This is a genomic window from Sedimentibacter acidaminivorans (genome assembly GCF_017873955.1).
Taxonomy (GTDB): Bacteria; Bacillota; Clostridia; order Tissierellales; family Sedimentibacteraceae; genus Sedimentibacter; species Sedimentibacter acidaminivorans.
In genome coordinates this window covers 289,101-314,506 of the sequence record NZ_JAGGKS010000003.1, presented here as the reverse complement: position 1 = coordinate 314,506, position 25,406 = coordinate 289,101, and the positions used below count along the sequence as shown (strand labels likewise).

The following is a 25,406-nucleotide window of genomic DNA, read 5'->3' as shown; positions in this document are numbered from 1 at the left end:
GAAATTGCATAAAATCTATAAATAAAATCATAGGAGGATATGAATGGAAAAAGGGCATAAAAAAGATACATACAACACATTATCTCATATGAGTAACATTAAGATAAAGCTCTTAATACAGGGTATAGTAGTTGGTATTTTTTCTGGGTTTTTAATTGTTTTTTATAGGATTGTATTAGAAGAGGCAGGTAATATAAGACAATTTATATTCAATTTAAATATGAATAAGGGTATACTTATTCCAATGTGGTTTTTAATTTTAATAGTCTTATCGTACATAGTAGGGCGGTTAGTCAAGAGAGACCCATTAATAAGCGGAAGTGGAATTCCTCAAGTCGAAGGTGTTCTTTTAAGAAAACTCAAAATGAATTGGGTAACTCTAATTATAGGAAAATTTGTCGGAGGTGTAATTTCTATTGGTGCAGGATTATCTCTCGGTAGAGAGGGTCCCTCTATACAGCTTGGCGCAGCTATTGGACAAGGAGTTGGGAAAATTTTTAAACGAAATGCAATTGAAGAAAAATATTTAGTTACTTGTGGAGCGGCAGCAGGGCTAGCAGCAGCATTTAATGCTCCATTGGCAGGCATTATGTTTGTACTTGAGGAAGTTCATAAACATTTTTCTCCTCTTATACTATTACCAGCAATGTCTGCAGCATTAACAGCAGATTTTATATCAAAACATTTTTTTGGATTAAGACCAGTTTTTGATTTTACAGGTATTATTCCTTTAGGACTTGAAACATATGGACTTATCATTGTTTTGGGGATTATTGTTGGAGTGCTTGGTGCTATATATAACAATACTTTATTAAAAACTCAAGATTTATATAATAAACAAAAATGGTTACCAATAGAATTTAGACCAATGATTCCATTTATGATGGCTGGTATTTTAGTTTTTGTATTTCCGGAAATTTTAGGAGGAGGTCATTCTCTTATAGAATCACTAATACATGGTGATTATACAGTTAATATGTTATTATTGATTTTAGTTATTAAGTTTTTCTTTTCAATGATAAGTTATGGTTCTGGAGCTCCTGGTGGAATTTTCTTCCCGTTATTAGTTTTAGGTGCCATATCTGGTGCAATATATGGAGATTTACTACAAAACTTTTTTGGACTTCATTCAAATTATATAAATAATTTTATTATCTTAGCAATGGCAGGTTTTTTCTCAGCTATTGTAAGGGCACCAATAACAGGAAGTATTTTAATTACTGAAATGACCGGTTCATTCTCATATTTACTTTCAATAAGTATTATCTCTTTGGTTGCGTACATTACTGCGGGTTTGTTAAAGTCAGAACCTATATATGAATCTTTGCTTGAAAGATTGCTTAAAAATAATGGAGTGCATGATTCATCAGTAGATAGTAGAAATAAAAGCATATTAGAAATACCAGTTTGTTTAGATTCATATTTAGATGGTAAAGCTGTAAAAGACTTGAAATTAAATCAAAATTGTTTAATTGTCGCTGTAAAAAGAGGTGAAAAAGAGATTATTCCTAAAGGAAACACTAAAACTTTTTCGGGAGATTATTTGTACGTTCTTGCAAATGAAGAAGAAGCTGCGTTAATCAAGGAAGAATTATTGGAAATGGGATCAAATGTGATTTTTTAATAATATAAAAATCAAATTATGTCAAAATTTATAATTGAAGTAGGATAAAAATGGAAAAACATATAGAAATTGAAAGAAGTATCATAAAAAAATATAGAAAGCAAATATGGTCTAGGTTTACTTCTGCAATTAGAGATTACAAACTTATTGAGGCGGGAGATAAAATAGCAGTATGTATATCTGGTGGAAAGGACTCAATGCTTTTGGCCATGTGTATGCAACATCTGAAGAAATACAGCAAAATTCCTTTTGAGGTTGAGTATATAGTAATGGATCCAGGATACAATGAAGAAAATAGAAAAAGGATTGTTGATAATGCGAGGGTTTTAAATATTCCTGTTGAAATATTTGAAACACAAATATTTGATGTTGTAGAATTGTCAGGAGGAGCACCATGCTACTTGTGTGCTAGAATGAGAAGGGGGTATTTGTATAGGTATGCACAAAAGTTAGGGTGTAATAAAATTGCACTAGGGCATCATCTTGATGATATGATTGAAACTGTATTGATGAGCATGCTTTATGCCGGAGAAATAAAAACTATGATGCCAAAATTGCATAGTTCTAATTTTGAAGGTATGGAATTAATTAGACCTATGTATATGGTGCATGAAGAAGATATAATAGCATGGGCTAGATATAATGATTTGCATTTCATTCAATGCGCATGTAAAATAACAGAAAAAATAGAGCAAGAAACAGGTGGTTCTAAAAGGCATGAAATGAAAATGCTTGTAAAGCAATTAAAGAAAATAAATCCTAATTTTGACTTAAATATTTTTACAAGTCTTCACAATGTAAATTTAGACACAGTGATAGGATATCGTGAAAACGGAAAAAGACACAGCTTTTTAGAATATTATGATAATATTATTATAAATGATGCAACTAAAAAATGTTAGATTAAATATGAGATTTATAATTATTTAAAGGCGGTTAAGCATTTTTTGCTTAACCGTTATTACTTTCTTATGATTAATTATTATTTAGTTTTTCTATATAAAGTTCTCAACCTCATACCAAGTTCAGTAGCTGCTAAAGTTTATTTATAAAATAAGTCCAGATGTGATAAAAGGGATTGGTGTAAAACAATATATTTTTATGTGGAATTAATCGTTACCTAAAATATTACCTAAACCTATGCCTCCTAAAAGACTTCCTTCACCTTTGGATTCACCACCAGCTTTTTTGCTAGCAGCAAATATTCTATCAGCCATTCTGCTGAAAGGAAGTGATTGTAACCATACGTAGCCGGGGCCCCTTAAAGTAGCTAAAAACAATCCTTCTCCACCGAATAAAGCACTTTTTATATTTCCTACGAACTGAACATCGTAGTCTACTTCTTTAGTGAATGCTACTAAACAACCTGTATCAATTTTTATCATTTCACCAGGCAAAAGTTCTTTTTTTATAACCATGCCACCAGCATGCAAGAAAGCAAGTCCATCACCAGTTAATTTTTGCATTATGAATCCTTCTCCGCCGAATAAACCAGCACCTATTTTCTTTTGAAAAGCAATTTCTATTGATATACCTTTTGCTGAACATAAAAACGAGTCGCGTTGACAAATAATTTGTCCGTTATAATCTGTTAATTCCATTGGGATAACTTTACCAGGATATGGTGCTGCAAAGGCAACCACACACTTGTTGTTACCCTTATTTGTGAATGAAGACATAAACAAACTTTCACCAGTTATTACCCTTTTTCCTGCTCCCATTAATTTTCCCATTAGCCCTTTTCCTGCATCTTTGTTTGAACCATCACCGAAAATAGAGTCCATTTCAACACTTGAATCCATGTACATCATTGCACCAGCTTCTGCTATGATACTTTCACCATAGTCTAATCCTATTTCTACAAATTGCATATCATCTCCATACAATGTGTAGTCAACTTCATGTGCTTTTTGCATAATAATTCTCCTCTCAAATTATAATATATTATAGAGATTTATAAGAACATCTCTAATAATTTATTTATACAAAATATACTTTCTATTTTATATTATATCAAACTATTAAAAAGAAAGAAAATAATTTTTGTAAAATTTTACTATTTTACTTGACAATTTTTTATCATAGTTAGACAATAAAATACAGTAAATTTATACACAATTTGAAATTTTATTGATTATGTTCTTGTTTGAATAATTTTATAGAATTAAGCTTTTGAATATCATAATAAAATTTATACATCAAACCAGCAGTGGTTTTTTGAGCTAAAGTTAGTATTATTGAAGTGATTTTAAAAAATCTCATATTTTTATTTTTAACTCGTAAATATTTTTTATGTGTATCAATTGCTTTCTTGCTGTTGAAGTTAATATAATATCTTAAATTGTTATAATATATTCCACCTTTGAAAACTTTAAATTCATTGTGGTATTTATATTTTTCGATAACCCAATTTTCATAGCTTCTATGGTTGCTTAATAATTCAACATTAGCGTGCTGTGGAACTGTTAAGTCTTGAATTAAGTGGCAAGATGCACCAAAATAAAACATTGCCTCTTTTATATTTCCATTTGAATATTCATTCAATGCTTTAGTGTAATATCTTATGCATTCTATTTTAGCATCACTGTTTCCGTATAATCCATCGTTTTTTTGGGGGTTGTAAAAATGACTACTGCTTTTTAAATCTTGATCAGCCCAAATCACTCCTTCATTTATATCATTTATATAGTTAGACATAAAACTAAAAGCTTCAAGATGACCATCGTTTTTTATTATTATAATAGACTGTTTGTTTATGAATTGGTGGACGGTACATTCTGTTTTAATTATTCTTTTTTTAATTGGGTTTAGTACTTTTACAATATTTTTATAAACATGAGCATAAGAATTTTCTATAATGTGCATTTGAACCATCCTAACTATTTTTTATTTTCAATTATTATTTTTTACATGTTTGAGATTTTTATTCTAGTAAAAATAGGTTTCTAAAATTGTTTATTAAAATAATATTATCTTAATAAATTTAATTCATTAAGGTAATTAGATACATTAAATTAATAAGCACATATAATGTAAAATAAAGATAATTTGCAGATGGTTTTAAAGGAGGTACATTAAATTGAATTATCATGATATAAGAAAGATATTTAATATAGATGAAACTTACACAAGTTATAGTAAACGTAATTATAAAAAAGTAAATTCTACTTATAGTGTTTTTATGACTGAAACTCCTGTTAATACTGAAACTGGATTTTTAGAAATTTATATAACTAAAGATTTAGGTAGGGAGTTTCCAATAGATGCTGTTATTACAATTTATACCAAACAAGGGGATACCCAAGTTCCTGTTAAAAGTTTAATAGCAACTGAAAATCCAACTATAATTGAATTACCTGTAGCAAATCTCCTAGGAGATTTAATTGAAAGTCCAGAATATTTTTTTACAACTTATGACTTAACAATAGAAAGTTTAGGGTATTATAAAATAACAACTTTAAATATTAGACTTTTTCCAAATATTACAACTAGTTTTTATTATAATTTAAATAAAATTATACAAGGGGAACCTATTGAAGAAGAAATAATAAATCTTCCACCACATCCAAGAGATAAACTAATAAATGATAATTGAAATGCAAGTTGATTTTTTTGTATATGTTTTTTAAATATATAGCTTGATTGGTACATCCTTTTAGAAGTTTTTTTGTTATAAAAAACAATAAATACTATGAACTAAAGCAGCCTTTTATTCATAATATAATTACTAATAACATGCGAGAGGAGAAATTTTTTATGAAGAAAAATGTTTTTTATCCTTATGAAACATATATAGTGCGCCCAGATGATACTTTAAATAAAATAGCACATAAATATAGAATACCATTGAATTTGTTAATGTTAACGAATCCACAAATTATAAAAGACAAATATATTACTATTGGACAAATAATATCTATTCCAAGGCAAATAAAAAATATTCCAAGTCGTGCAATATCCATACCAAGGCAAGTGTTATCTATTATTGCACCGAAACAGTTGGAAACAATTGATATAACAGTAGGGGAAATCATAGATGACATAAATAATCAAAATTGGAATGAAGCTAATAGCAGGTTGGCTATAATAAAAAGTAATTTTGATGAATTAAAGCCAATGCTTGAAGAAAACTTAATTCCACTAAATTTAATTATTAATATAAATGAAGCAATAATTAATTTAGAAAATGCAATAGCTTCTGAGAATGTATATGAGTCCGAGGTAAATGCTAATATTATTTCTCTATACACTTCATTTATTCTTGATTTTTACGAGACAAAATTATCAACTAATATAATTAGATTAAAATATTTGGCTAGATCAATTACACTTAATGCCGAAGTAGGAAATTGGAATTTAGTAAATAATAATTTTGATTTTTTAAATGTTGTATGGAATGATTTGAATCCAGATTTTTCTAGTGAATATAATCAAGCTATATTGCAATTTTCTGAAGCAATAGATTCACTAGGTCAAGCAATAGAGAATCAAGATTTGGATACTACTACTAACATATCTAATGATATTCTTAATCAAATTAATTTGTTTGAAGAAAGTTATATATCTGCTCAAACATTGTATAATTTCTAGTGTTTATATAAGCAAACAAAGGTTGCTAAAAACAATGTTACTTTGAATTACAGATTATTTGTTTTATTAAGCATCTCAGATGAGATGTTTTTACATCATAACTGCTATGGTTATGCTGACAAAGTAATCTATACAGACCAAGGAAAAATTAATATTCAATAAAACAACTGCTGTATTGTTTTTAATATAACCATATAGTATACTAAAAAAAGAGAAAAGAAAGGTGGTTTGTATGATGGGTGTTGGAACTAAACTGTGCTAATAGCAGGGCTATTGCACAGAGAATTAAATTTAAATAGGCGAATGTAATAGCTACTGCTAATCCAATATTTAATCAGGAGGTGCAGAATGGGCTATTTTAAGGCAAATGATATTTTGCCAAATGAGATAATTGAAGAAGTTCAAAAATATATAGATGGTGAGTTGGTTTACATTCCTCGAAAAGAAAACACACGAAAAAAATGGGGAAGTAAAACAGGAGTAAAGATTATTCTGGCTGATAGAAATCGCGATATTTATCAGGACTATCAATCGGGTATGTCATTCGATGAGTTATCAGAAAAATACTATCTAGTTCTCAAAAGCATAAAGCGAATTATTCTTCAACAAAAGAAAAAATAGATATTTATTGTGAGTGTCATAGCAATTGTTATGGCACTCGTTTTATTATAAAAATGTTTGTGGTAGAACTATTACTTTTGTAAATGGTATACTTATAAAAACAAATATAGGAGGAATTTTAAATGGCATATTTTGAATATAAGAACAAAAATATTTATTATGAAGAAAACGGAAATGGAGAACCCTTGGTATTTTTACACGGCAACACTGCTTCTTCTAAAATGTTTGAATCTATAATCAAGTTATATTTAGATAAGTATAGAGTAGTTACGATAGATTTTTTAGGACATGGTAAATCTCAACGACTGGAGGAATTTCCTTTAGAACTATGGTATGATGAAGCAATGCAGACAATTGCCCTATTAGAGTTTTTATCCTTGGAAAATGTCAATTTACTGGGAACAAGCGGTGGTGCTTGGGTAGCCCTTAATGTTGCTCTAGAAAGACCGGATTTAGTAAAGAAAGTTGTAGCAGACAGTTTTGATGGAAGAACTCTGGCACGTGATTTTGCAGTAAATCTATTAGAAGAACGGTGTTATTCTAAACAAAATGAAATTGCAAAACAATTTTATGTTTTTTGTCACGGTAACGATTGGGAAAGTGTTGTTGATAATGACACGAATTGCTTGCTACAATTTGCGAAAGAACATTGTCCCTTAATCAAAAAAGAATTATCAGAACTAAAAGTTCCATTGCTACTTACTGCAAGCAAAACTGATGATATGATTAGAAATGATTTTGAGGATGAATATACTTCAATTTTGGAAATAGTACAATATGGAGAGAAATGTGTATTTTTGAATGGGTTTCATCCAGCAGTTATATCAAATGATATTGAATATTCAAAAATAATAAAAAATTTTCTAAAATAAATAAAGATTTAGGAATTTAGTATTGAAGACTTGAAAAAAATTTTTTCTAGATATAAAGTTTTTTAGTGTAAATAAAAAATATGATTTGTCATCAGAAAAAAAAGAATAAATTATATAAAACAATTATTGATACAAGATATTGATTTAAAATATAAATTTTTTGAAAGGAGATTTTATGAAGACCTATGCAATTACTGAATTTATAATTTTAATAATTGTATTTTTGGTTTCATATAACATAATTGTATTTGCAGATGAAGGCTATGTGAAAATTACAGAAAGTGAAATAATGAATGAAGATGGCACGATCTCTAAATTTAGATATGAAGAAGATGAACGTGAACTCATAATTTACAATGAAAATATAAAATATAAAACGAAAAAAACAGTGCATGATAAAAATAATAATACCGTAAAGGTGTATGAATTACAAGAAAATGAAATGGGCGATGAAGTTTATGTTGAAATTATTTCCATAGATAAAAATATGGTAGAAGAAATCGAACAAATGGAAAGGGATATATTCTCTTATAGAAAATTCAAAGTTTTAAATAGAAAATTAAATCAAGATTTTGATAAGAGTAAATTTCATAAAAGTATACAAATAGATTAATTATAAGAAAGGACTTTATATGATAATAAAAAAAATCAAAGTGAATTTTTTAGTTATTATAATGTTATTAATTCTAACCGGTTGCGTTAATGATAATAATCATATTGAAGTAAATGCCTATGTAGACAGTGCAATGGATGCTATGTATAAAGGCAATTTTATAAAGTACAGCGAAATAACAGGACTAGAGATAAACAAAGTAGAAGAAATATATATGAATGGATTAAATATTGAATCAAATGCTTTTGCTAACTATTTTGATATAAGAAATTTAACAGAAGAAATGCAAAATGAGATTATAAATCTTTATAAATCAATTTATTCAAAATCAAAATATGAGATTGAAAATATAAATGATTCAGGAAATGGTTATCTAGTTGATATATCAATATATCCTATTAACATTATTAGTTTAGCATATAACGATATTTTATTATATATTGATGAATTTAATGTGAAGACGTTTAACGGTGACTTTGATAATTTAAATGATGAAGAGTTTGAAAATGAATATGTAAAAGGTATAATTGAAGTTATGAAGAGATATTTACCTGAAATAGGATATAGTGAAAAAAATTATTACTATAGAAGTTTTACATGACAAAGGAAGAGTTTACACAATTAATGATGATGAAATTTCAAAGATAGATAAATTAATCATTCAATATAATGTCAATGAATAAGGGTAGAAACAGTATCTAAGCACGAAGCCACTTTGTGGCGGCGCTTCGCGTTATTAAAACAAAAACAAAATAAGTAGGGTATAGAGATTCTAACAGCTGACGCTAAAGCGGAAAAGATGTATTTTGGTTAATATTAATTATCAAATTAATAAAAGAGGTTTTTTTATGAAAGAGTATAAATATTTGAAAGAATGGACTAAGAAAAAAAGAAAATTGCATATTATTGTGTTATAATTTTTATAATAATAATAGCGCTATTATTACTATTACTATTTGAAATGTAATTTCCAAAGAAATTTTGAGGATAGGTATATTATTTATTATCAAAAAAAATTACGGAAGTTGCACATCAAATAGTGGAAAGCCTACATGGCTACTAAAATGACAAATTGTTTATGCTAACACGGGAGACGGTTTAAAGATCTATAAGAATGTTTACAACGCACAATGTTTGTAACTGGAGAATCAGGGCGACAGGTGTTTTGGAAAGTGATAGAAGAAAAAAGATATATGAATTGTATGCTAAAAAAATCAATAGAAAAACATTTGATGGTGTTAGACAAGACATAGATAAGTATAATAATAAACCCAAAAACAATAAAAACATAAAAAATAATATTGAAAAACCAAGAAATAAAACTTCAGTTCCATTAGAACAGGAGTTATATATTTTATGGCAGCAGTAATAACATACATCTTCTTCAACATGCATATAATCCAGTTAAATGGTATCCTTGGGGTGAAGAAGCTTTTACAAAAGCAAAAGAAGAAAACAAACCTATATTTTTATCCATAGGTTATTCAACTTGTCACTGGTGCCATGTATTTAATAGTTAATTTCTATAATCAACTAATTCCATGCATCTCCAAATGCACATGCTGTTTGTGTTCCATCATGAACATATACATTTAAAGTATCCCCTGCAGGTTAAAATACTGTTGTATTAACTGTTCTTAATGTTAAAGTAAATACAAAAAATTTCTATACTATTTACGCGGTTGGTTTGGAAAAGATTTTGTAATGACTGATTGCAAATAAAAAAGATTTTATAGTATAAAAAAATTCATTTCTATTCATACTAACGATAAATAAAATAGAAAGGATGACTACTGTGAACGAAGATACAATTAATCTTTTGAAGGAATGTAATGCGGGGTGTAAATCAGCTACAAATAGTATGGAGCAGGTACAACCTTATATTAAAAATGAGAAGCTTAAGTCTATTATAGATGAGTACAATGATAAGCATATTAAAATTGGTGATGAATGCCATCAAAAGTTAAATAAATATAACGAAGAGGAGAAAGACCCGCAAGGTATGGCAAAGGCCTTTTCGTGGATAAGCACAGAAATGAAACTGATGATAAACGATGATACCCATCAAATTGCTGACTTAATGATTGATGGCTGCAATATGGGTATTAAATCAGTCAGCATGTATATCAATAAATATAAGACTGCTTCTAACGAAAGTGTGGATTTGGCAAAAAATCTTATTAAGACGGAACAGGAATTTATGAATGTGCTTCTTGGATATTTGTAAAACTTTAAATTGCATATAGCTCATATTATGAACCATTTGAGACAGTTGATAATATATCTATGACTGATGATGGTAATGAAATTATATTACCGGATTTCATATATAATGGAGTAGAAGTTTTTCTGTAATACAAATGAATGAAGAATTAGAAAAAGGATATTTGGATTTTTTGCATAAAAAAATCAAGCCAGCAGTAAACTCATTTGCTAAAATCCATAAGGATTATAATATATGAAATATGAAAAATAATATATGAAAGGGTGTGATTAAATGACTAACTCAAATAGAGTACCCAATAGATTAATAAATGAGAAATCTCCTTATCTATTGCAGCACGCTAACAATCCAGTGGATTGGTTCCCTTGGGGCCAAGAGGCGTTTGACAAAGCAAAAGATGAAGATAAGCCAGTATTTCTTTCTATTGGGTACTCATGACGTTGGTTATAAAAACCAACTTGTCACTGGTGCCATGTAATGGCACATAAATCATTTGAGGATGCTGAGGTTGCGGAAGCTTTGAATAAGGATTTTGTATGTATTAAAGTCGATAGAGAGGAACGTCCTGATATTGATTCTGTTTATATGAGCGTAGCACAGAGGTTAACTGGTAGTGGTGGATGGCCATTAACTATAATTATGACTGCTGAACAAAAACCATTTTTTGCAGGTACATATTTCCCTAAGCAATCAAGATACGGAATTAAAGGTTTATTGGATATATTGACTATTGTAACGACAAAATGGAAAAATAACAAAGATGAGATACTAGAATCTAGCAGTAATATAACTGATATTATTAAGAAACAAGAAAATATACGTGGAGAAAAATTCAATCTATCTAAAGATATAATAGAAACGGCTAAGGAAACATTTAGGAAAAGTTTTGATAAAAAGTATGGAGGATTTGGTAAAAGTCCTAAGTTTCCTCAGCCTAGCAATATTATGTTCTTAATGAAATATTATGAACTAGAAGATGATGAAAAGGTATTGGAAATAGTTGAAAAAACATTAGATGGTATGTACAGAGGCGGTATTTTTGATCATATTGGATTTGGATTTTCAAGGTACTCAACAGATGATAAATGGCTGGTACCTCACTTTGAAAAGATGCTTTATGACAATGCTGGATTGGTAATTTGTTATATAGAAGCATATCAATTAACTAAAAAAGTAATATATAAAGAAGTAGTAACAAAGACACTTGATTATATTTTAAGAGAAATGACTAATGAAGATGGAGGATTTTATTCTGCACAGGATGCTGACAGTGAAGGAGAAGAAGGAAAATATTATGTATTTACACCTGATGAAGTAATAAGCATTTTAGGTGAAGAGGCTGGTAAGAACTTTAATAATTATTATGATATAACTAAAAGAGGAAATTTTGAAGGTAAAAATATCCCTAATTTAATAGATAATGAAAATTATTTTGAAACAGATGAAAATATTGAAATTATGATTAATAGGATGTATGAATATCGACTTAAAAGAACTAAGCTTCATAAGGATGATAAAATACTCACATCTTGGAATGGAATGATGATAGTAGCATTTGCTATGGCATATAAAGTTTTTGGCGATGAAAAATATCTGCGTGCTTCTGAAAATGCGCTTAGGTTTATTAAAAAAAATTTAATTGGTGAAGATAATAAAATTGGGGTAAGATATAGGGATGGCTCAACACTTGAAAATGGGACACTTGACGATTATGCATTTTATATATGGGCATTGATAGAAATGTATGAAGCAACATATGAAATACATTATTTAAAAAGGGCAGTAAAATTTAATGATAAAATGATAAAATTATTCTGGGATAATACAAATGGTGGGTTTTTCTTGACTAGCAATGATAGTGAAAGTTTAATATATAGGCCAAAAGAAGTATATGATGGGGCTATGGCATCTGGTAATTCTGTTGCAGCTTTGTGTCTTGTAATACTTTCAAAACTTACTGGTAATATAAAATTTGAAGAAATGTCAAGAAAACAAATAGATTTTTATACAAATATTATTTCTGAATATCCATCTGGCTACACGTTTGCTTTATTGTCCATAATGTATGAACTTTATCCATCAAGAGAGGTAATATGTATACTGAAAAATAAAGAAGATATTAATAAATTAAAAAAACTAATTAAAAGTAAATATCTGCCAAATACTGTTGTGGTAGTTTTAGAAAAAACTGAATTAGATGAAGCATCAGAAGTGATAGAGTTTATTAAAAACTATAATTTAAAAGATGATAAATCAACTTATTATATCTGCGTTAATAAAGAATGTGAATTGCCAATAACGAATTTTGCTGAGTTAGAAAAAAAATTATTTAATTTCTAAGTTAAATATATCCTATTATATAAATTGTATATTAGGGCATAATAATTTTGAAAGTTAAATAACTTTTAAAAAGTAAATTTGGAGGCATATATGGAAATAAAAGGAAGCAATATGAGTACAACAAACCCAGGAGTTAAGTGTGTTGTTAACACATGTCATTATTATGCAGATGGAGATCATTGTACAGCACAAAAAATAGAAGTGCAGCATAAAAATGCAAAAAATAGTCAAGAAACTGACTGTGCAACATTTAAACCTAATAATAGCTTTAGGTAATTAATTAAATTATTGTAAAACAAGAATTCGCATTTTTAAAAGTTATCTCTGAAAAGGAGGTAACTTTTTTACTTTTCTATTAAAAAAACACCCTTATAATGATTTTATTATACAAAGGGTGTGTACATATTTTAAATTTATAACTTTATATTAGGTGTTCGACATGTCGAATATCATAATTAAATTTTCATCTAAAAGAGACGAGATAAATTATATCAATTATTAAACATTAAATCTAAATAATACAATATCTCCATCTACCATAACATATTCTTTTCCTTCAAGACGCATTAGACCTTTTTCTTTTACAGCGCTCATTGTGCCAAGTTCAGCAACATCTTTATAAGATGTAACTTCAGCTCTTATGAAACCTCTTTCAATATCAGAATGTATTTTACCAGCTGCTTGTGGGGCTTTTGTTCCTTTTTTTATTGTCCATGCTCTTGATTCCATAGGGCCTGTAGTAAAGTAGCTTATTAATCCAAGTAGATGATAACTAGCTCTGATTAGTTTATCAAGTCCTGATTCTTCAAGACCCAATTCTTGTAGAAATTCTTGCTTTTCATCATCTTCAAGAACGGAAACTTCCTCTTCAATTTTACCACATACAACAATTACTTCAGAATTATCTTTAGAGGCATGTTCTTTAACTATATTTACATATTTGTTTGTTTCTGGAGCATCTAAGTATTCTTCATCTACATTGGCTACATAGAGAACTGGTTTAGCTGTTATTAAATTAAATGTTTTTAATAACTTCATTTCTTCATCAGTATATTCTAAATAACGAGCAGATTTTTCGTTTTCTAATTCTTCAACTATTTTTTTTACAAGTTCAAGCTCTGGCAGGAGTGATTTGTCATTTTTTGCTATTTTTGTTAATCTCTCAAGTCTTTTGCTCATAACTTCTAAATCAGCTAATATGAGTTCTAATTCAATTATTTCAATATCCCTTTTGGGGTCTACTGAGCTTTCAACATGAATTACATTTTCATCATCAAAGCATCTTACAACATGTACAACTGCTTCAACTTCTCTTATGTGAGAAAGAAATTTATTTCCAAGTCCTTCGCCTTTACTTGCACCTTTTACTAAACCTGCTATGTCAAAAAACTCAATAACAGCTGGAACTGTTTTTCCAGAATTACTCATTTTAGTTAAGAAATCTAATCTCTTGTCAGGAACACTAACTACTCCTACATTTGGTTCGATTGTGCAAAATGGATAATTTGCTGATTCAGCACCTGCGGATGTTATTGCATTAAATAATGTACTTTTACCTACATTAGGAAGTCCTACTATACCTAATTTCATATATTTCGTCCTTTCGTTTCATTAAGGCAATTTAAATATTTTGCCATTAATGTTTCAAATATTAATATTTAATTTCAAATTATTATATAACATATGATTTCTAATTTCAATACATTTCTATAAATGTTAACTGTACATGTAGTGGATAACATTTTCAAAAAAACACCAATAAAAAGCATATATTAGTTTTGTTTGAATATTATAAAATATATAAGACAAATTATAGGGGGAAGAAAAAGGTATGAATGATAAACAGATGCAGTCAAATTATATTAGGGTAGTTGGGGCAATATACAGCGATCTCGAGTTTAGTCACGAAGTTTTTGGTGAAAAGTTTTATGAATTTTATTTAGAGGTTCCACGTTTGAGCGATACTAAAGATTTGCTTCCTGTTATAATATCAGAAAGAATTATTAACGACATAAATATGGATATTGGTAATTATGTAGTTATTGATGGACAGTTCCGATCTTATAATAGATATGAAGGTTTAAGTAATAAGCTCTTGCTAAGAATTTTTGTAAGAGACATTAAGGTTCCAGATGAGGAAGAGTTAGAAGAAATTAAAAGGCATCCTAATGAAGTTTTTTTGAATGGTTTTTTGTGTAAGGATACAAAGTATAGAACAACTCCATTTGGGAGAGAAATAACCGACATGTTAATTGCAGTAAATAGGTCTTACAACAAATCAGATTACATACCGTGTATTGCTTGGGGAAGAAATGCAAGATATTGTGAAAATCTTGAAGTCGGAGATCATGTAAAGGTATGGGGCAGAATTCAAAGTAGAAGATATCAGAAGAAGCATGATGAGGATGAATATCAAACTAAAACAGCGTATGAAGTATCAATTACAAAATTAGAGCATATCAAAACAGATAACAATAGAAAGAAGGAAGAATAATATTATACAAAAATAATAAAATAATTGTTAAAATAGTGGAACTACATTTAGTGATAAATTGAAGTTTCACTTTTTTATGGAATAAGATAATAAAAATAACTTGACAAAATTAAAAAATAATATTAAAATATAAAAAACCTTTAATAAAGAAAGAAAATAATGACTAATATTTTTTTACTAAGCTAGCAAAGGTATTCATGTTTAATTAAAAAAGTGTCGAAACTATTCATAGTAAAACTGTTCTGAAATTTATACTAACCAAAAACCGTTCTAAATTTTAATAAATTTAAATAATAACATTAATTTTTGAAATATTAATTGTTTCGAATATTTTTATTTTTGTGTCTAAGTGAAATGCACTGGGACTATAAGTGTATGATGGAGGTAATTATGAGGAAAAAAGTTGTTTTAGGGGCTTCGTTGGGTAATTGTGTGCATGTTGCAGGAATAATTCATTTTTTGCAAATAGCTGAAAAAGAAGGATATGAAACTGTCTTTTTAGGGCCAGCAATCCCAATAAAAGAAATATTTATTAAAATAAAAGAATTAAAACCAGATTTGGTTGCATTAAGCTATAGATTAACTGCAAATAATTGTGATAATCTTATAAGTGAAATAGTTCACATGTCACAAATTGAGAAAGAAGATTGTAAAAATATAAAGTGGTGCTTTGGTGGTACTTCACCAGTTTCACAAGTAGCAATGAAATATAATTTTTTTGATTATATTTCAGATGGATTTGATGATATTGATGATTCTATTGCATTCCTTAAAAATATAGATAGAAAATCAACAGAAAAAGAATATGGTCAAAATATTATAGACAGGATAAATGATAAATATCCGTATCCTGTTTTAAGACATCATTTTGGACTACCTTCATATAAGGAAACATTGACTGGGATAAAAACTATAGCACAAAGTAAAATTTTAGATGTAATTTCAATAGGCCCAGACCAAAATACTCAACAGTTCTTTTTTAGACAGGAAGAAATGGATAAAAACTTAGATGGGGCTGGAGGTGTTCCTTTGAGAACAAAGGAAGAATTTATTTCCTTAAAAGGAGCTACACAGTTTGGAAATAAGCCATTGATAAGATGTTACAGCGGAACAGATGATGTAATGAAATTTGCTGAAATGCTAGATGAAACTATAAGTAATGCGTGGTGTGCTGTACCATTATGTTGGTATAATGAAATTGATAAAAGAGGTACAAGAACTATAGAGGTATCTATAAAAGAAGCATTTGAATTAATAAAATACCACGGCGATAGAAATATTCCTGTAGAAATTAATGAACCACATCACTGGGCTCTAAGAGATGCTCATGATGTTATCTCTGTTGTTATGGCATATTTGTCTTCATACAACGCTAAAAAGTATGGGGCAAAGGATTACATAGCTCAATATATGTTTAATACACCTAATACTTTATCGTTTTCAATGGATTTAGCAAGGGTTTTAGCAATGATAGAGCTTGCTGAAACTATGAAGGATGAAAATTTTAGAGTATATAGGCAAATTAGGGCAGGGCTAAATTTTTTGTCACCAGATTTAGATATTGCGAAAGGGCAGCTTGCAGCTACAACTTTTTTAGCTTCAAGTGTTAAACCCCATATAATTCATGTTGTAGGTTTTAATGAAGCAGAGCATGCGGCAACTCCTGAAAATATAATCGAAAGTTGTAAAATAGTTAGAGGAGTTATTAAAAATCTTGTTGGTGATTGTATTGATATTTCTAATAGTACAATTATACAAAAGAGAAAGTCTGATTTAATAGATGAAGCAAAATTTCTTTTGGATTTTATTTGTGATTATTATAATAATTATGAAGACCCTCTTGGAAATGGAGATGTAATAGCTGATTGTGTAAAAAGGGGCATACTAGATGCTCCACATATATTAAAAAATGAAAAGTTTAAAGGAATTTTAGAAACTAGAGTAATTGATGGAAAATGTGTTGCATATTCTAGAGAGTATTCAAGAGAAATAAGTGAATCAGAGCGAATTGAAATATTGAAGGAAAATGGAAATTTATAAATAAATATATTTTATTATGAAAGGGGTTTTAGTTTGAACGTTGCAATTATTGGGGCAGGTAATGGTGGGCAAGCTTTTGCTGCATATTTTACTCATCTAGGATGTAGAGTGTCATTGTATAATAGAAGTCCAAAAGCTTTAGAGGACATAGATAATAATGGTGGAATAGAATTAATGGGGGTATATTCATATAAGGAAAAAATTTATTTGCTTTCTAGCAATCTTGAAGAAGTGATTAAAGATGCAGATTTAATTATGGTAGCAATGCCAGCTAATGCTCATCATCACGTAGCTAAAAAAATGGCTCCATATCTTGAAAATGGACAAGTAATTGTTTTAAATCCCGGTCGAACATTTGGAACATATAACTTTATGAATGTGCTTAAATCATCTGGCTTAAAAGCAAATGTAGTAGTTGCAGAAACTGATACACTTGTATTTACATGCCGTGTTCTTAAAAATGGAATATGTAGGATTTTTTCAATAAAGAAAGAATTGTATATTGCAGCACATAGCCCAGAGAATACTAAAATAGTGTATGATATGTTAAGCAAATATTTTGATATACTAATTCCAGCTGAATCTGTTTTATTTACGGGGTTATCAAATTTGGGAGTGATATTTCACCCTGTTCCAATCATTTTAAATGTGGCTAGAATAGAATGCAAGGAAACTTTTTCTCACTATCAAGAAGGAATTACTCCTACAGTTGCATTATTGCTAGAAAAGATAGATAAAGAAAGAGTTGAAATAGCAAAACAGTTAAATATTAAAGTTGATAGTGCAATAAATTGGCTCAATCGTATATATAAATCTGAGGGAGAAACATTGTATGAAGCATTGCAAAACAATCCAGCATATACAGAAGTCTTGGCTCCTTCAACAATTCATAACAGATATATATATGAAGATATAGAAACTGGTTTAGTTCCACTATCAGCAATTGCACATAAAATAGGCATAAAAAGTTATACAATAGATTCAATTATCAACCTTGCTAATATATTATATGATTTTGATTTTGTTCGCCACGGAAGAAATGAAAGTAGAATTGATTTAGAAAGTATTATAAAACAAACAGAGGAAAAAAATATAATTTATAGAATAGGTTAATATTATAATAATAAAATATTCTTTATTTCATATCATAGATGAAATGAAGAATATTTTTTATATGTTAGGAAACCTATATTAGAGGGACGTAGGTCTCCTCCTAGCGTATGAGGTATTATTCTTCAAGTGTTTGATAATAATGTTGGGAAACTTGTATAACATATTTTGTATATGCAAGAAAGATATATTGTGATACAATATATTAAAAGATAAAGAAAAGGAATGAAGAAATGATATTAGTATTAGCGGAAAAACCTTCAGTAGGTAAAGATATAGGTAAAGTATTAGGGTGTAGTAAATCTGGTAATGGTTTTGTAGAAGGAAATAAATATATTGTAACTTGGGCTTTAGGACATCTAGTAACGTTAGCAGATCCAGAAAAATATAATCAAAAGTATAAAACTTGGGAAATGGAAGATCTTCCGATTATCCCAAGCTATATGAAAACAGAAACAATAAAAAAGACAAGTAAACAATTTAATACGGTTAAAAGTTTGCTTGTTAGAAATGATGTAACTGAAATTGTTATAGCTACAGATGCAGGTCGTGAAGGTGAGTTAGTTGCAAGGTGGATTATTGATAAAGCCAATATTAAAAAGCCAATTAAAAGGCTTTGGATTTCATCAGTAACAGATAAAGCAATCAAAGATGGTTTTAACAATTTAAAAGATGGAAAATTGTATGAAAATTTATATGCATCAGCTGTGGCAAGATCTGAAGCAGATTGGATAGTAGGTATAAATTCAACGAGAGCACTTACTTGTAAGCACAATGCTCAATTATCATGTGGTAGAGTTCAAACTCCTACAGTAGCAATGATTGCAGCTTTGGAAGAAGAAATAAGAACATTTAAACCAGAAGTTTACTATGGAATTGAAGCCATGAGCAGTAAATTTAGATTTACTTGGCAAGATATAAAAACAAATGATATAAAAACATTTGATAAAGAAAAATCAGATAAAATATTAAATTCGTTAAAGAGTAAGGACTTAATCATTGAGAATATTACGAGAACTAAAGATAAAACTTATGCTCCACTTCTATATGATTTGACAGAACTTCAGCGAGATGGAAACAAAATATATGGATTTTCTGCTAAAGAGACATTATCTATTATGCAAACACTATACGAAAGACATAAAGTTCTTACTTATCCTAGAACAGATTCAAGATATATATCAGAAGATGTAGTGGAAACATTAAAAGATAGGGTAAAAGCATGTAGTGTTGGTCCAAATTCAAAAATAGGGTTTAAAATCTATTCTCAACCTATTAAAGGTAATAAAAACTTTGTAAATAACAACAAGGTTTCAGACCATCACGCTATTATACCAACAGAACAAACTGTTTATTTACAGGATCTAACAGATAAAGAAAGAAAAATTTATGATTTAGTAGTTAAAAGATTCCTAGCTGTTCTTTCTAAACCTTTTGAATTTGAAAAGATAGTGATTAATGGAAAAGTGGGTAATGAAAAATTCTCTACAAGAGGAAAAGTAACTATATCTCAAGGTTGGAAAGAAGTATACAGTCATTATGAAGATGATGAAATATTAGATGACTTTCCTATAGAGAAATTAAATACTATAAAGACTGGTAGCATTATAAAATTATCATCAATAAAGCAAACTTGGGGCGAAACAAAGCCACCTGCACGTTTCACAGAAGCTAGTCTTTTATCAGCAATGGAGAATCCTGTTAAGTATATGAAAGGTGCGGATAAAGATTTAAAAAAGACAATTGGGGAAACTGGTGGATTAGGTACAGTTGCAACAAGGGCTGATATAATCGAAAAGTTATTTAATAGTTTTGTAATTGAAAAAAAAGATAAAAGCATTTATACTACATCTAAAGGAAGACAGCTTTTAGAACTTTCTCCTCAGGATTTAAAATCACCAGTTTTAACAGCAGAATGGGAACAAAAGCTAAACGATATAGCAAAAGGTAAACTTAATAAAAATGCTTTTGTAAATGAAATGAAGCAATATACAGAAATAATAATAAAAGAAATAAAATCAAGCAATCAAAAGTTTGTTCATGATAATGAAACAAAAACAAAATGTCCTGATTGCGGGAATTATTTATTAGAAGTAAATGGTAAAAAAGGAACTATGCTTGTTTGTCAAAATAGAGAATGTGGATATCGAAAAGGTATAGCGCAAATAACAAATGCTAGATGTCCTAATTGTCATAAAAAACTAGAGTTAAGAGGAGAAGGCGAAGGCAAAATATTTGTGTGTAAATGTGGTTTTAGAGAGAAACTTTCGGCCTTTAATAAAAGAAAACAACAAGAAACATCCTCTATTTCAAATAAAGAAGCATCGCGATTTATTTCAAAGCAGAAAAGTAAAAGTGAAGAAAATATTAATACAGCATTAGCGGACGCATTAGCTAAGCTGAAATTATAGTATAATTTACTATTAATTGATAAGGAGTTAATGATGGATTTAATAATAATTGTTGTTGTAGCCTTTATATTATATGGATTTTTCAAAAGGAGAACATTGTTAAAACAAGTTAATGTGTTCAATCAGCTTTTATATATTGAAAAAAGTCCAGAAAAATATATAGATGAAGTTGATAAACTTTTAAGAAAAATGACAACTGAAAAAGAAAAACATATAAATTTAATTCAAAAAACCACGGGGTTATTATATGCAGGGAGATTTAATGAATCTATACAAATTTTAACAGATGAAGTTAAAAAAATTCCACCTAATTGGCAGCATGTATATTATCATAATTTAATTCTTAGTCATTTTTTTAATGGCGAAATAGATAAAGGAAATGAAATATTAGAAGAAGCAACAGATGTGTTAAATGAATATGCCAAAAGGGATTCCAATAAAAAGGCAATAGAATTCATTTATGCTATAGCAGATTTTTATAATGGCAAAGGAGAAAGCCGAATAGAATTTTTTAAAGATTTAACTGAAATTGGAAGAAATGAGTATCGTATAGCTTTTGGATACTATTTTCTTGGAAAAATATATGAACAAGAAAATAAAGATGAAGAAAGTGTTGCTTACTTAGAAAAAGCAAGATATTACGGTAAAGGTAGCTTCCTTGAACAATTTTCAAGGGATTTTGATAAATTGTAATATTAATTAAAGGCATAAATAATGTGTAAAATTATTTATGCCTTTAACAAAAATCCACGATAAAATAATTAATCACTAAAAGTTGTGCATTATATACTCGCTGTACAGAAACTATAAAGCATACTAACTGTCGCCAATTGGCTTATCATTGAATATAAAGCTATGTTTCTACCAAATACTAATAGTGAAAGGATTAGTAAAATGAAAATCACAGAAAATAATAACCAGTTAATAATAGAAAATGTAGAAGATTTTAATTTGACACATATATTTGAATGTGGACAATGCTTTAGATGGAATAAAGAGAACGATGGAAGTTATACAGGTGTTGTTCAAAATAAGGTAATTAATGTATTGCAAAATGGAACAGATTTAATTTTTGATAATATGGGCATTAATGATTATAATACTGTAATAAAAAATTATTTTGATATGGATACGAATTATTCTGAAATTAAAAAAAATATCAATGTTGATGATATCATTGATAATGCAATAAGATTTGGATATGGTATCAGGATATTAAATCAAGATGAGTGGGAAATTATGATATCATTTATGATTTCTGCAAATAATAGAATACCTATGATAAAGAAGGTAATAGAAAACATTAGTAAAGCATTTGGAGAATATATTTGTAATTATAGAGGAAGAGATTATTATTCATTTCCAACTGCAGAAAAATTATCTGAATCACCATTGGAGTTAATTCAAGAATGTAAGGCAGGATTTAGATCTGAGCGAATTAAAGAAGCAGCAGCAAGGTTTCTTAGTGAAAAGGAAATAATATATGCTTTGAAAAATAAAACATATGAAGAAGGTCTAGAATATCTTAAAACCTATAAAGGAATAGGGGATAAAGTTGCAAATTGCATATTATTGTTTTCAATGAAACAATTTGACACATTTCCTGTTGATGTTTGGGTAAGACGGGTGATGCAAACACTTTATGTTGATAAAAATACTAATGATAAAGAAATAAGAAAATTTGCTGAAAATAAATTTGGAAAATTATCAGGATATGCACAGCAGTATCTTTTTTATTATGCTAGAGAACAAGGGATTGGTAAATAGTGTATAAAAATAAAAATACTTAATATTATTTCAAATATAAAAAACATTTATTGACTAAACTTTTAATTTGGAGTACTATTATTTCTATAAATAGTAAAGTTTGAGGTTAAAAATGGATGGAAATAAGGTTAGGAGTCTAAGAAAAAAAAAGAGCATGACAATAGATGATTTATCTTTAAAGTCAGGATTTACAGCTAGCTATATATCTCAGGTTGAAAGGAACCTCATTGAACCATCTTTATCTGCATTAAGTAAAATTTGCAAAGTTTTAGAAATTTCTCCATATTATTTTATAGATAATGATGATAACGTAATTATTACACGTAAAGAAGATAGGCAGAAATTATTGATGGGAGAAAATGATAAAGAAATAGTTTATTTATTACCTATAAATAGTGAAAAAAAATCAAAATTTAAATTTGATGCATATGAAACAAAAATTGAGCCAGGAAAGTGGGATAGCACAAATTTTATTATAATAGATTCTGATAAATTTGTTATAATAAAAAAAGGAACACTGTTAGTCAAAGTTAATGATGATAATGAAATATTGCAAGAAGGGGATAGTATATATATATGTTCAAACACGCCTCATAATATATATAATCCGACAGAAGAAATATCTGAAATTTTATGTATAATTTCTCCTCAAGCATATTAAATGTATAAATACTGATTAATAAATGTATACTAAAGTGTATTAAAGAAATATTATTAATATAGAAAGTGAGAGGAGCATTATGGGAACAATGGAAAAAGTTTTTGAAGATATTAGAGAAGAATTTATTAATGCAAGCTTAGATGATAAAATAAAAATTTATACTACTACACAGGGACTAACAGTAGAGCAATTTAAAGAATTACTTTCCTATTATCCAATAAAACATTTGGATAAATTAGAACATGCAGTAAATAATATATAATAACAATAAAAAAAGCTAAAACTTTAGAAATATTAATTCTTATAGTTTTAGCTTTTTTTTATTATAGAGAATTCGCATCTTTAGTCAATCTTGTATAAAATACTAAAATTTGGACAATAATAAAGTGAGGTGATTTTTATGAGAAAAGAGAAGAAAGCAATAAATAGAAAAATTTTCATTGAAGAAACCATAGGTACGAGACAATATTTTAGTTATAGAGCAGATTTAATGTTATATAAATTGATATTATGCATAATAGTATTCGCTACAATAAATTCTATGACATCTAGTATCGTTTTTTCTTTTTTTATTACATTTCAAGTATTTATAATTTTTACATTGATAAATAAGTTAAACTTAGATAGGAAAGAAAAAGAGGGTAGAAGAAAATTAATTAATAAAACAAAAAAGGAATATTTTAAAAAGAAAATTAATGATTTTGATATAGATTGTTTTGAAAGTTTAATACAATTTTTCTTTGTAAAACAAAATTATGAGAACTACAAAAAAATAGAAGAACATTCATTTTCAGTTGAATCAGAAGGAATAGAATCATACATAAAAATTGTCAAGCTTTTTGAAGGTGCAGAAGTGGATAGAATAGATGTTAAGAATTTTGTAGCTTTATTGAGTCAAAAAAATATAATGAAAGGGTTTATAATTACAAATAGTAAATTAAATGATGATGCAAAAGAACTTTTAAATAAAGTTAATGATAAAATTAATATAGAAATTTTAGATGTTGATGAACTGTTTGATTTGACTTTGAAGTATGATTTACTGCCTCAAAATAGTTATTTTTATAATAAGATTCAAATTGAAAGAGAAAACAAAAAAGATATAAATAAAGTAAAAAATAATATGTTTAGCAGTAAAAAAATAATTATTTATCTATTTTCAGCTGTTTTATTTTATATAGTATCAAAAATAATTTCATATAATGTATTACCATTATATATATCTTATTATTTTATTTTATTAACATGTATTTGTATTTTATATAATATTTATAATAAAATTAATACAAAAAAAGCGAAAGGTGTATAGTTTTTATTTAATATTATTGTTGATTTTATTAGCATAGCTAAATTAATTGTAGAAAAAACCAATTTATATATTGATATTATTTTCAATGTGTATTATAATTTTTTAAGAATTTAAATTATAATAAAATATTTGGAGGAAACTATGAGTAATAGAGTACCAGTTGGATTATCAAACAAACACGTTCACTTATCACAAAAAGATATTAATATATTGTTTGGAGAAGGACATGAACTTACATCAATAAAAGACCTTGGTCAACCAGGTCAATTTGCATGCGACGAAAAAGTAGATTTAGTTGGACCTAAAAGAACTATTAAAGGTGTTAGAGTACTGGGACCAGCTAGAGGTGAATCTCAAGTTGAAATTTCATTGTCAGACGGATTTACACTAGGTATACCTGATGTTCCTGTTAAGGGTTCAGGTAGTTTAGTTGGAACTCCAGGGATAAAATTGGTTGGACCAAAAGGAGAAGTTGAGTTAGAGCAAGGAGTAATTGAAGCTGCTAGACATATTCATATGAACCCTAAAGAAGCAGCAGAATTTGGTGTAAAAGATAAAGATATGGTAAAAGTTAAAGCTGAGGGCGAAAGAGGATTAGTATTTGAAAATGTATTAATCAGAGTTCACGATTCGTTCGCATTAGAATTCCATGTTGATGTTGAAGAAGGCAATGCTGCAATGATACAAAATAAGCAAATGCTTGAAGTAATTAAATAACTTTTCTTGGAGA

24 protein-coding genes and 2 pseudogenes are annotated in these 25,406 nt (G+C 28.2%); 23 read left to right on the top strand and 3 right to left on the bottom strand.

Annotation, left to right across the window (positions count from 1 at the left end):
- Positions 1–43: 43 nt before the first annotated feature.
- The gene (gene clcA / locus J2Z76_RS07120; protein WP_209511316.1) at positions 44–1,624 is read left to right on the top strand and encodes a H(+)/Cl(-) exchange transporter ClcA; all 1,581 of its coding nucleotides are present in this window, start codon (positions 44–46) and stop codon (positions 1,622–1,624) included.
- Positions 1,625–1,674: 50 nt separating this feature from the next.
- Positions 1,675–2,526, top strand: coding sequence for a tRNA lysidine(34) synthetase (locus tag J2Z76_RS07115; protein ID WP_209511315.1), 852 nt, complete (start codon positions 1,675–1,677; stop codon positions 2,524–2,526).
- Positions 2,527–2,733: 207 nt separating this feature from the next.
- Here J2Z76_RS07115 and J2Z76_RS07110 read toward each other — a convergent pair whose 3' ends face one another.
- A complete protein-coding gene (locus J2Z76_RS07110) occupies positions 2,734–3,540 on the bottom strand; it encodes a TIGR00266 family protein (protein WP_209511314.1) in 807 nt (268 codons plus the stop codon).
- 211 nt (positions 3,541–3,751) lie between these two features.
- Positions 3,752–4,489, bottom strand: coding sequence for a zinc dependent phospholipase C family protein (locus tag J2Z76_RS07105; protein WP_209511313.1), 738 nt, complete (start codon positions 4,487–4,489; stop codon positions 3,752–3,754).
- Positions 4,490–4,703: 214 nt separating this feature from the next.
- Between J2Z76_RS07105 and J2Z76_RS07100 the strand changes: the two genes are divergently transcribed.
- From J2Z76_RS07100 to J2Z76_RS07050, 11 genes and pseudogenes are all read left to right on the top strand, one after another.
- Positions 4,704–5,219 carry a hypothetical protein gene (locus J2Z76_RS07100; protein WP_209511312.1) on the top strand — a complete coding sequence of 172 codons (516 nt, stop codon included), beginning with the start codon at positions 4,704–4,706 and terminating at the stop codon, positions 5,217–5,219.
- Between the two features lie 161 nt (positions 5,220–5,380).
- Positions 5,381–6,214 carry a LysM peptidoglycan-binding domain-containing protein gene (locus tag J2Z76_RS07095; protein ID WP_209511311.1) on the top strand — a complete coding sequence of 278 codons (834 nt, stop codon included), beginning with the start codon at positions 5,381–5,383 and terminating at the stop codon, positions 6,212–6,214.
- A gap of 348 nt (positions 6,215–6,562) precedes the next feature.
- Positions 6,563–6,835, top strand: a complete 273-nt coding sequence (locus tag J2Z76_RS07090) for a CD3324 family protein (RefSeq protein WP_209511310.1) — start codon at positions 6,563–6,565, stop codon at positions 6,833–6,835.
- A gap of 122 nt (positions 6,836–6,957) precedes the next feature.
- Positions 6,958–7,707, top strand: a complete 750-nt coding sequence (locus J2Z76_RS07085) for an alpha/beta hydrolase (RefSeq protein WP_209511309.1) — start codon at positions 6,958–6,960, stop codon at positions 7,705–7,707.
- A gap of 175 nt (positions 7,708–7,882) precedes the next feature.
- Positions 7,883–8,320: a hypothetical protein gene (locus J2Z76_RS07080; protein ID WP_209511308.1), complete on the top strand. Its 438-nt coding sequence runs from the start codon at positions 7,883–7,885 to the stop codon at positions 8,318–8,320.
- A gap of 19 nt (positions 8,321–8,339) precedes the next feature.
- Positions 8,340–8,921 (top strand): hypothetical protein, encoded by a 582-nt coding sequence (locus tag J2Z76_RS07075; RefSeq protein ID WP_209511307.1) that lies wholly within the window; start codon positions 8,340–8,342, stop codon positions 8,919–8,921.
- A gap of 513 nt (positions 8,922–9,434) precedes the next feature.
- Positions 9,435–9,689 (top strand): hypothetical protein, encoded by a 255-nt coding sequence (locus J2Z76_RS07070; protein ID WP_209511306.1) that lies wholly within the window; start codon positions 9,435–9,437, stop codon positions 9,687–9,689.
- Positions 9,670–9,828, top strand: a pseudogene (locus J2Z76_RS07065) (DUF255 domain-containing protein); the annotation flags it as partial. The gene J2Z76_RS07070 and the pseudogene J2Z76_RS07065, both read left to right, overlap by 20 nt.
- Positions 9,829–10,115: 287 nt before the next feature.
- Complete coding sequence (locus tag J2Z76_RS07060; protein WP_342455024.1) at positions 10,116–10,547, top strand: hypothetical protein; 432 nt, start codon at positions 10,116–10,118, stop codon at positions 10,545–10,547.
- 270 nt (positions 10,548–10,817) lie between these two features.
- Positions 10,818–12,884: pseudogene (locus tag J2Z76_RS07055) on the top strand (thioredoxin domain-containing protein).
- Positions 12,885–12,974: 90 nt separating this feature from the next.
- Entirely contained in the window at positions 12,975–13,160 is a 186-nt protein-coding gene (locus tag J2Z76_RS07050; RefSeq protein WP_209511304.1) for a DUF1540 domain-containing protein, read from the top strand.
- A gap of 222 nt (positions 13,161–13,382) precedes the next feature.
- On the opposite strand, the gene ychF is transcribed toward J2Z76_RS07050, so the two are convergent.
- Complete coding sequence (ychF, locus tag J2Z76_RS07045; protein ID WP_209511303.1) at positions 13,383–14,474, bottom strand: redox-regulated ATPase YchF; 1,092 nt, start codon at positions 14,472–14,474, stop codon at positions 13,383–13,385.
- 241 nt (positions 14,475–14,715) lie between these two features.
- Here ychF and J2Z76_RS07040 point away from each other — a divergent pair, with 241 nt between their 5' ends.
- The 10 genes from J2Z76_RS07040 (at position 14,716) to pduL (ending at position 25,393) form a co-directional block, all read left to right on the top strand.
- Positions 14,716–15,378, top strand: a complete 663-nt coding sequence (locus J2Z76_RS07040; protein ID WP_209511302.1) for a single-stranded DNA-binding protein — start codon at positions 14,716–14,718, stop codon at positions 15,376–15,378.
- A 390-nt stretch (positions 15,379–15,768) separates the two neighbouring features.
- A complete protein-coding gene (locus J2Z76_RS07035; protein ID WP_209511301.1) occupies positions 15,769–17,418 on the top strand; it encodes a cobalamin B12-binding domain-containing protein in 1,650 nt (549 codons plus the stop codon).
- Between the two features lie 33 nt (positions 17,419–17,451).
- Positions 17,452–18,531 carry an NAD/NADP-dependent octopine/nopaline dehydrogenase family protein gene (locus J2Z76_RS07030; RefSeq protein ID WP_209511300.1) on the top strand — a complete coding sequence of 360 codons (1,080 nt, stop codon included), beginning with the start codon at positions 17,452–17,454 and terminating at the stop codon, positions 18,529–18,531.
- Between the two features lie 230 nt (positions 18,532–18,761).
- Positions 18,762–20,939 carry a DNA topoisomerase III gene (locus J2Z76_RS07025; RefSeq protein ID WP_209511299.1) on the top strand — a complete coding sequence of 726 codons (2,178 nt, stop codon included), beginning with the start codon at positions 18,762–18,764 and terminating at the stop codon, positions 20,937–20,939.
- Positions 20,940–20,972: 33 nt separating this feature from the next.
- The gene (locus J2Z76_RS07020) at positions 20,973–21,632 is read left to right on the top strand and encodes a tetratricopeptide repeat protein (protein ID WP_209511298.1); all 660 of its coding nucleotides are present in this window, start codon (positions 20,973–20,975) and stop codon (positions 21,630–21,632) included.
- Between the two features lie 162 nt (positions 21,633–21,794).
- The gene (locus J2Z76_RS07015) at positions 21,795–22,706 is read left to right on the top strand and encodes a DNA-3-methyladenine glycosylase family protein (RefSeq protein WP_245210368.1); all 912 of its coding nucleotides are present in this window, start codon (positions 21,795–21,797) and stop codon (positions 22,704–22,706) included.
- A gap of 112 nt (positions 22,707–22,818) precedes the next feature.
- On the top strand, positions 22,819–23,367 hold the full coding sequence (locus J2Z76_RS07010) for a helix-turn-helix domain-containing protein (protein WP_209511297.1): 549 nt from the start codon (positions 22,819–22,821) through the stop codon (positions 23,365–23,367).
- A 79-nt stretch (positions 23,368–23,446) separates the two neighbouring features.
- A complete protein-coding gene (locus J2Z76_RS07005; RefSeq protein WP_209511401.1) occupies positions 23,447–23,629 on the top strand; it encodes a hypothetical protein in 183 nt (60 codons plus the stop codon).
- Between the two features lie 138 nt (positions 23,630–23,767).
- On the top strand, positions 23,768–24,676 hold the full coding sequence (locus J2Z76_RS07000; protein WP_209511296.1) for a restriction endonuclease: 909 nt from the start codon (positions 23,768–23,770) through the stop codon (positions 24,674–24,676).
- A 141-nt stretch (positions 24,677–24,817) separates the two neighbouring features.
- Positions 24,818–25,393, top strand: a complete 576-nt coding sequence (gene pduL, locus J2Z76_RS06995; RefSeq protein ID WP_209511295.1) for a phosphate propanoyltransferase — start codon at positions 24,818–24,820, stop codon at positions 25,391–25,393.
- The last annotated feature ends 13 nt before the right edge of the window (positions 25,394–25,406 follow it).

Bases quoted from the DNA above. Each gene is read 5' to 3' on its own strand.
- clcA (WP_209511316.1), top strand. From the start codon at position 44: ATGGAAAAAGGGCATAAAAAAGATACATACAACACATTATCTCATATG.
- J2Z76_RS07115 (WP_209511315.1), top strand. From the start codon at position 1,675: ATGGAAAAACATATAGAAATTGAAAGAAGTATCATAAAAAAATATAGA.
- J2Z76_RS07110 (WP_209511314.1), bottom strand. From the start codon at position 3,540: ATGCAAAAAGCACATGAAGTTGACTACACATTGTATGGAGATGATATG.
- J2Z76_RS07105 (WP_209511313.1), bottom strand. From the start codon at position 4,489: ATGCACATTATAGAAAATTCTTATGCTCATGTTTATAAAAATATTGTA.
- J2Z76_RS07095 (WP_209511311.1), top strand. From the start codon at position 5,381: ATGAAGAAAAATGTTTTTTATCCTTATGAAACATATATAGTGCGCCCA.
- J2Z76_RS07090 (WP_209511310.1), top strand. From the start codon at position 6,563: ATGGGCTATTTTAAGGCAAATGATATTTTGCCAAATGAGATAATTGAA.
- J2Z76_RS07085 (WP_209511309.1), top strand. From the start codon at position 6,958: ATGGCATATTTTGAATATAAGAACAAAAATATTTATTATGAAGAAAAC.
- J2Z76_RS07080 (WP_209511308.1), top strand. From the start codon at position 7,883: ATGAAGACCTATGCAATTACTGAATTTATAATTTTAATAATTGTATTT.
- J2Z76_RS07075 (WP_209511307.1), top strand. From the start codon at position 8,340: ATGATAATAAAAAAAATCAAAGTGAATTTTTTAGTTATTATAATGTTA.
- J2Z76_RS07070 (WP_209511306.1), top strand. From the start codon at position 9,435: ATGTTTACAACGCACAATGTTTGTAACTGGAGAATCAGGGCGACAGGT.
- J2Z76_RS07050 (WP_209511304.1), top strand. From the start codon at position 12,975: ATGGAAATAAAAGGAAGCAATATGAGTACAACAAACCCAGGAGTTAAG.
- ychF (WP_209511303.1), bottom strand. From the start codon at position 14,474: ATGAAATTAGGTATAGTAGGACTTCCTAATGTAGGTAAAAGTACATTA.
- J2Z76_RS07040 (WP_209511302.1), top strand. From the start codon at position 14,716: ATGAATGATAAACAGATGCAGTCAAATTATATTAGGGTAGTTGGGGCA.
- J2Z76_RS07035 (WP_209511301.1), top strand. From the start codon at position 15,769: ATGAGGAAAAAAGTTGTTTTAGGGGCTTCGTTGGGTAATTGTGTGCAT.
- J2Z76_RS07025 (WP_209511299.1), top strand. From the start codon at position 18,762: ATGATATTAGTATTAGCGGAAAAACCTTCAGTAGGTAAAGATATAGGT.
- J2Z76_RS07020 (WP_209511298.1), top strand. From the start codon at position 20,973: ATGGATTTAATAATAATTGTTGTTGTAGCCTTTATATTATATGGATTT.
- J2Z76_RS07015 (WP_245210368.1), top strand. From the start codon at position 21,795: ATGTTTCTACCAAATACTAATAGTGAAAGGATTAGTAAAATGAAAATC.
- J2Z76_RS07010 (WP_209511297.1), top strand. From the start codon at position 22,819: ATGGATGGAAATAAGGTTAGGAGTCTAAGAAAAAAAAAGAGCATGACA.
- J2Z76_RS07005 (WP_209511401.1), top strand. From the start codon at position 23,447: ATGGGAACAATGGAAAAAGTTTTTGAAGATATTAGAGAAGAATTTATT.
- J2Z76_RS07000 (WP_209511296.1), top strand. From the start codon at position 23,768: ATGAGAAAAGAGAAGAAAGCAATAAATAGAAAAATTTTCATTGAAGAA.
- pduL (WP_209511295.1), top strand. From the start codon at position 24,818: ATGAGTAATAGAGTACCAGTTGGATTATCAAACAAACACGTTCACTTA.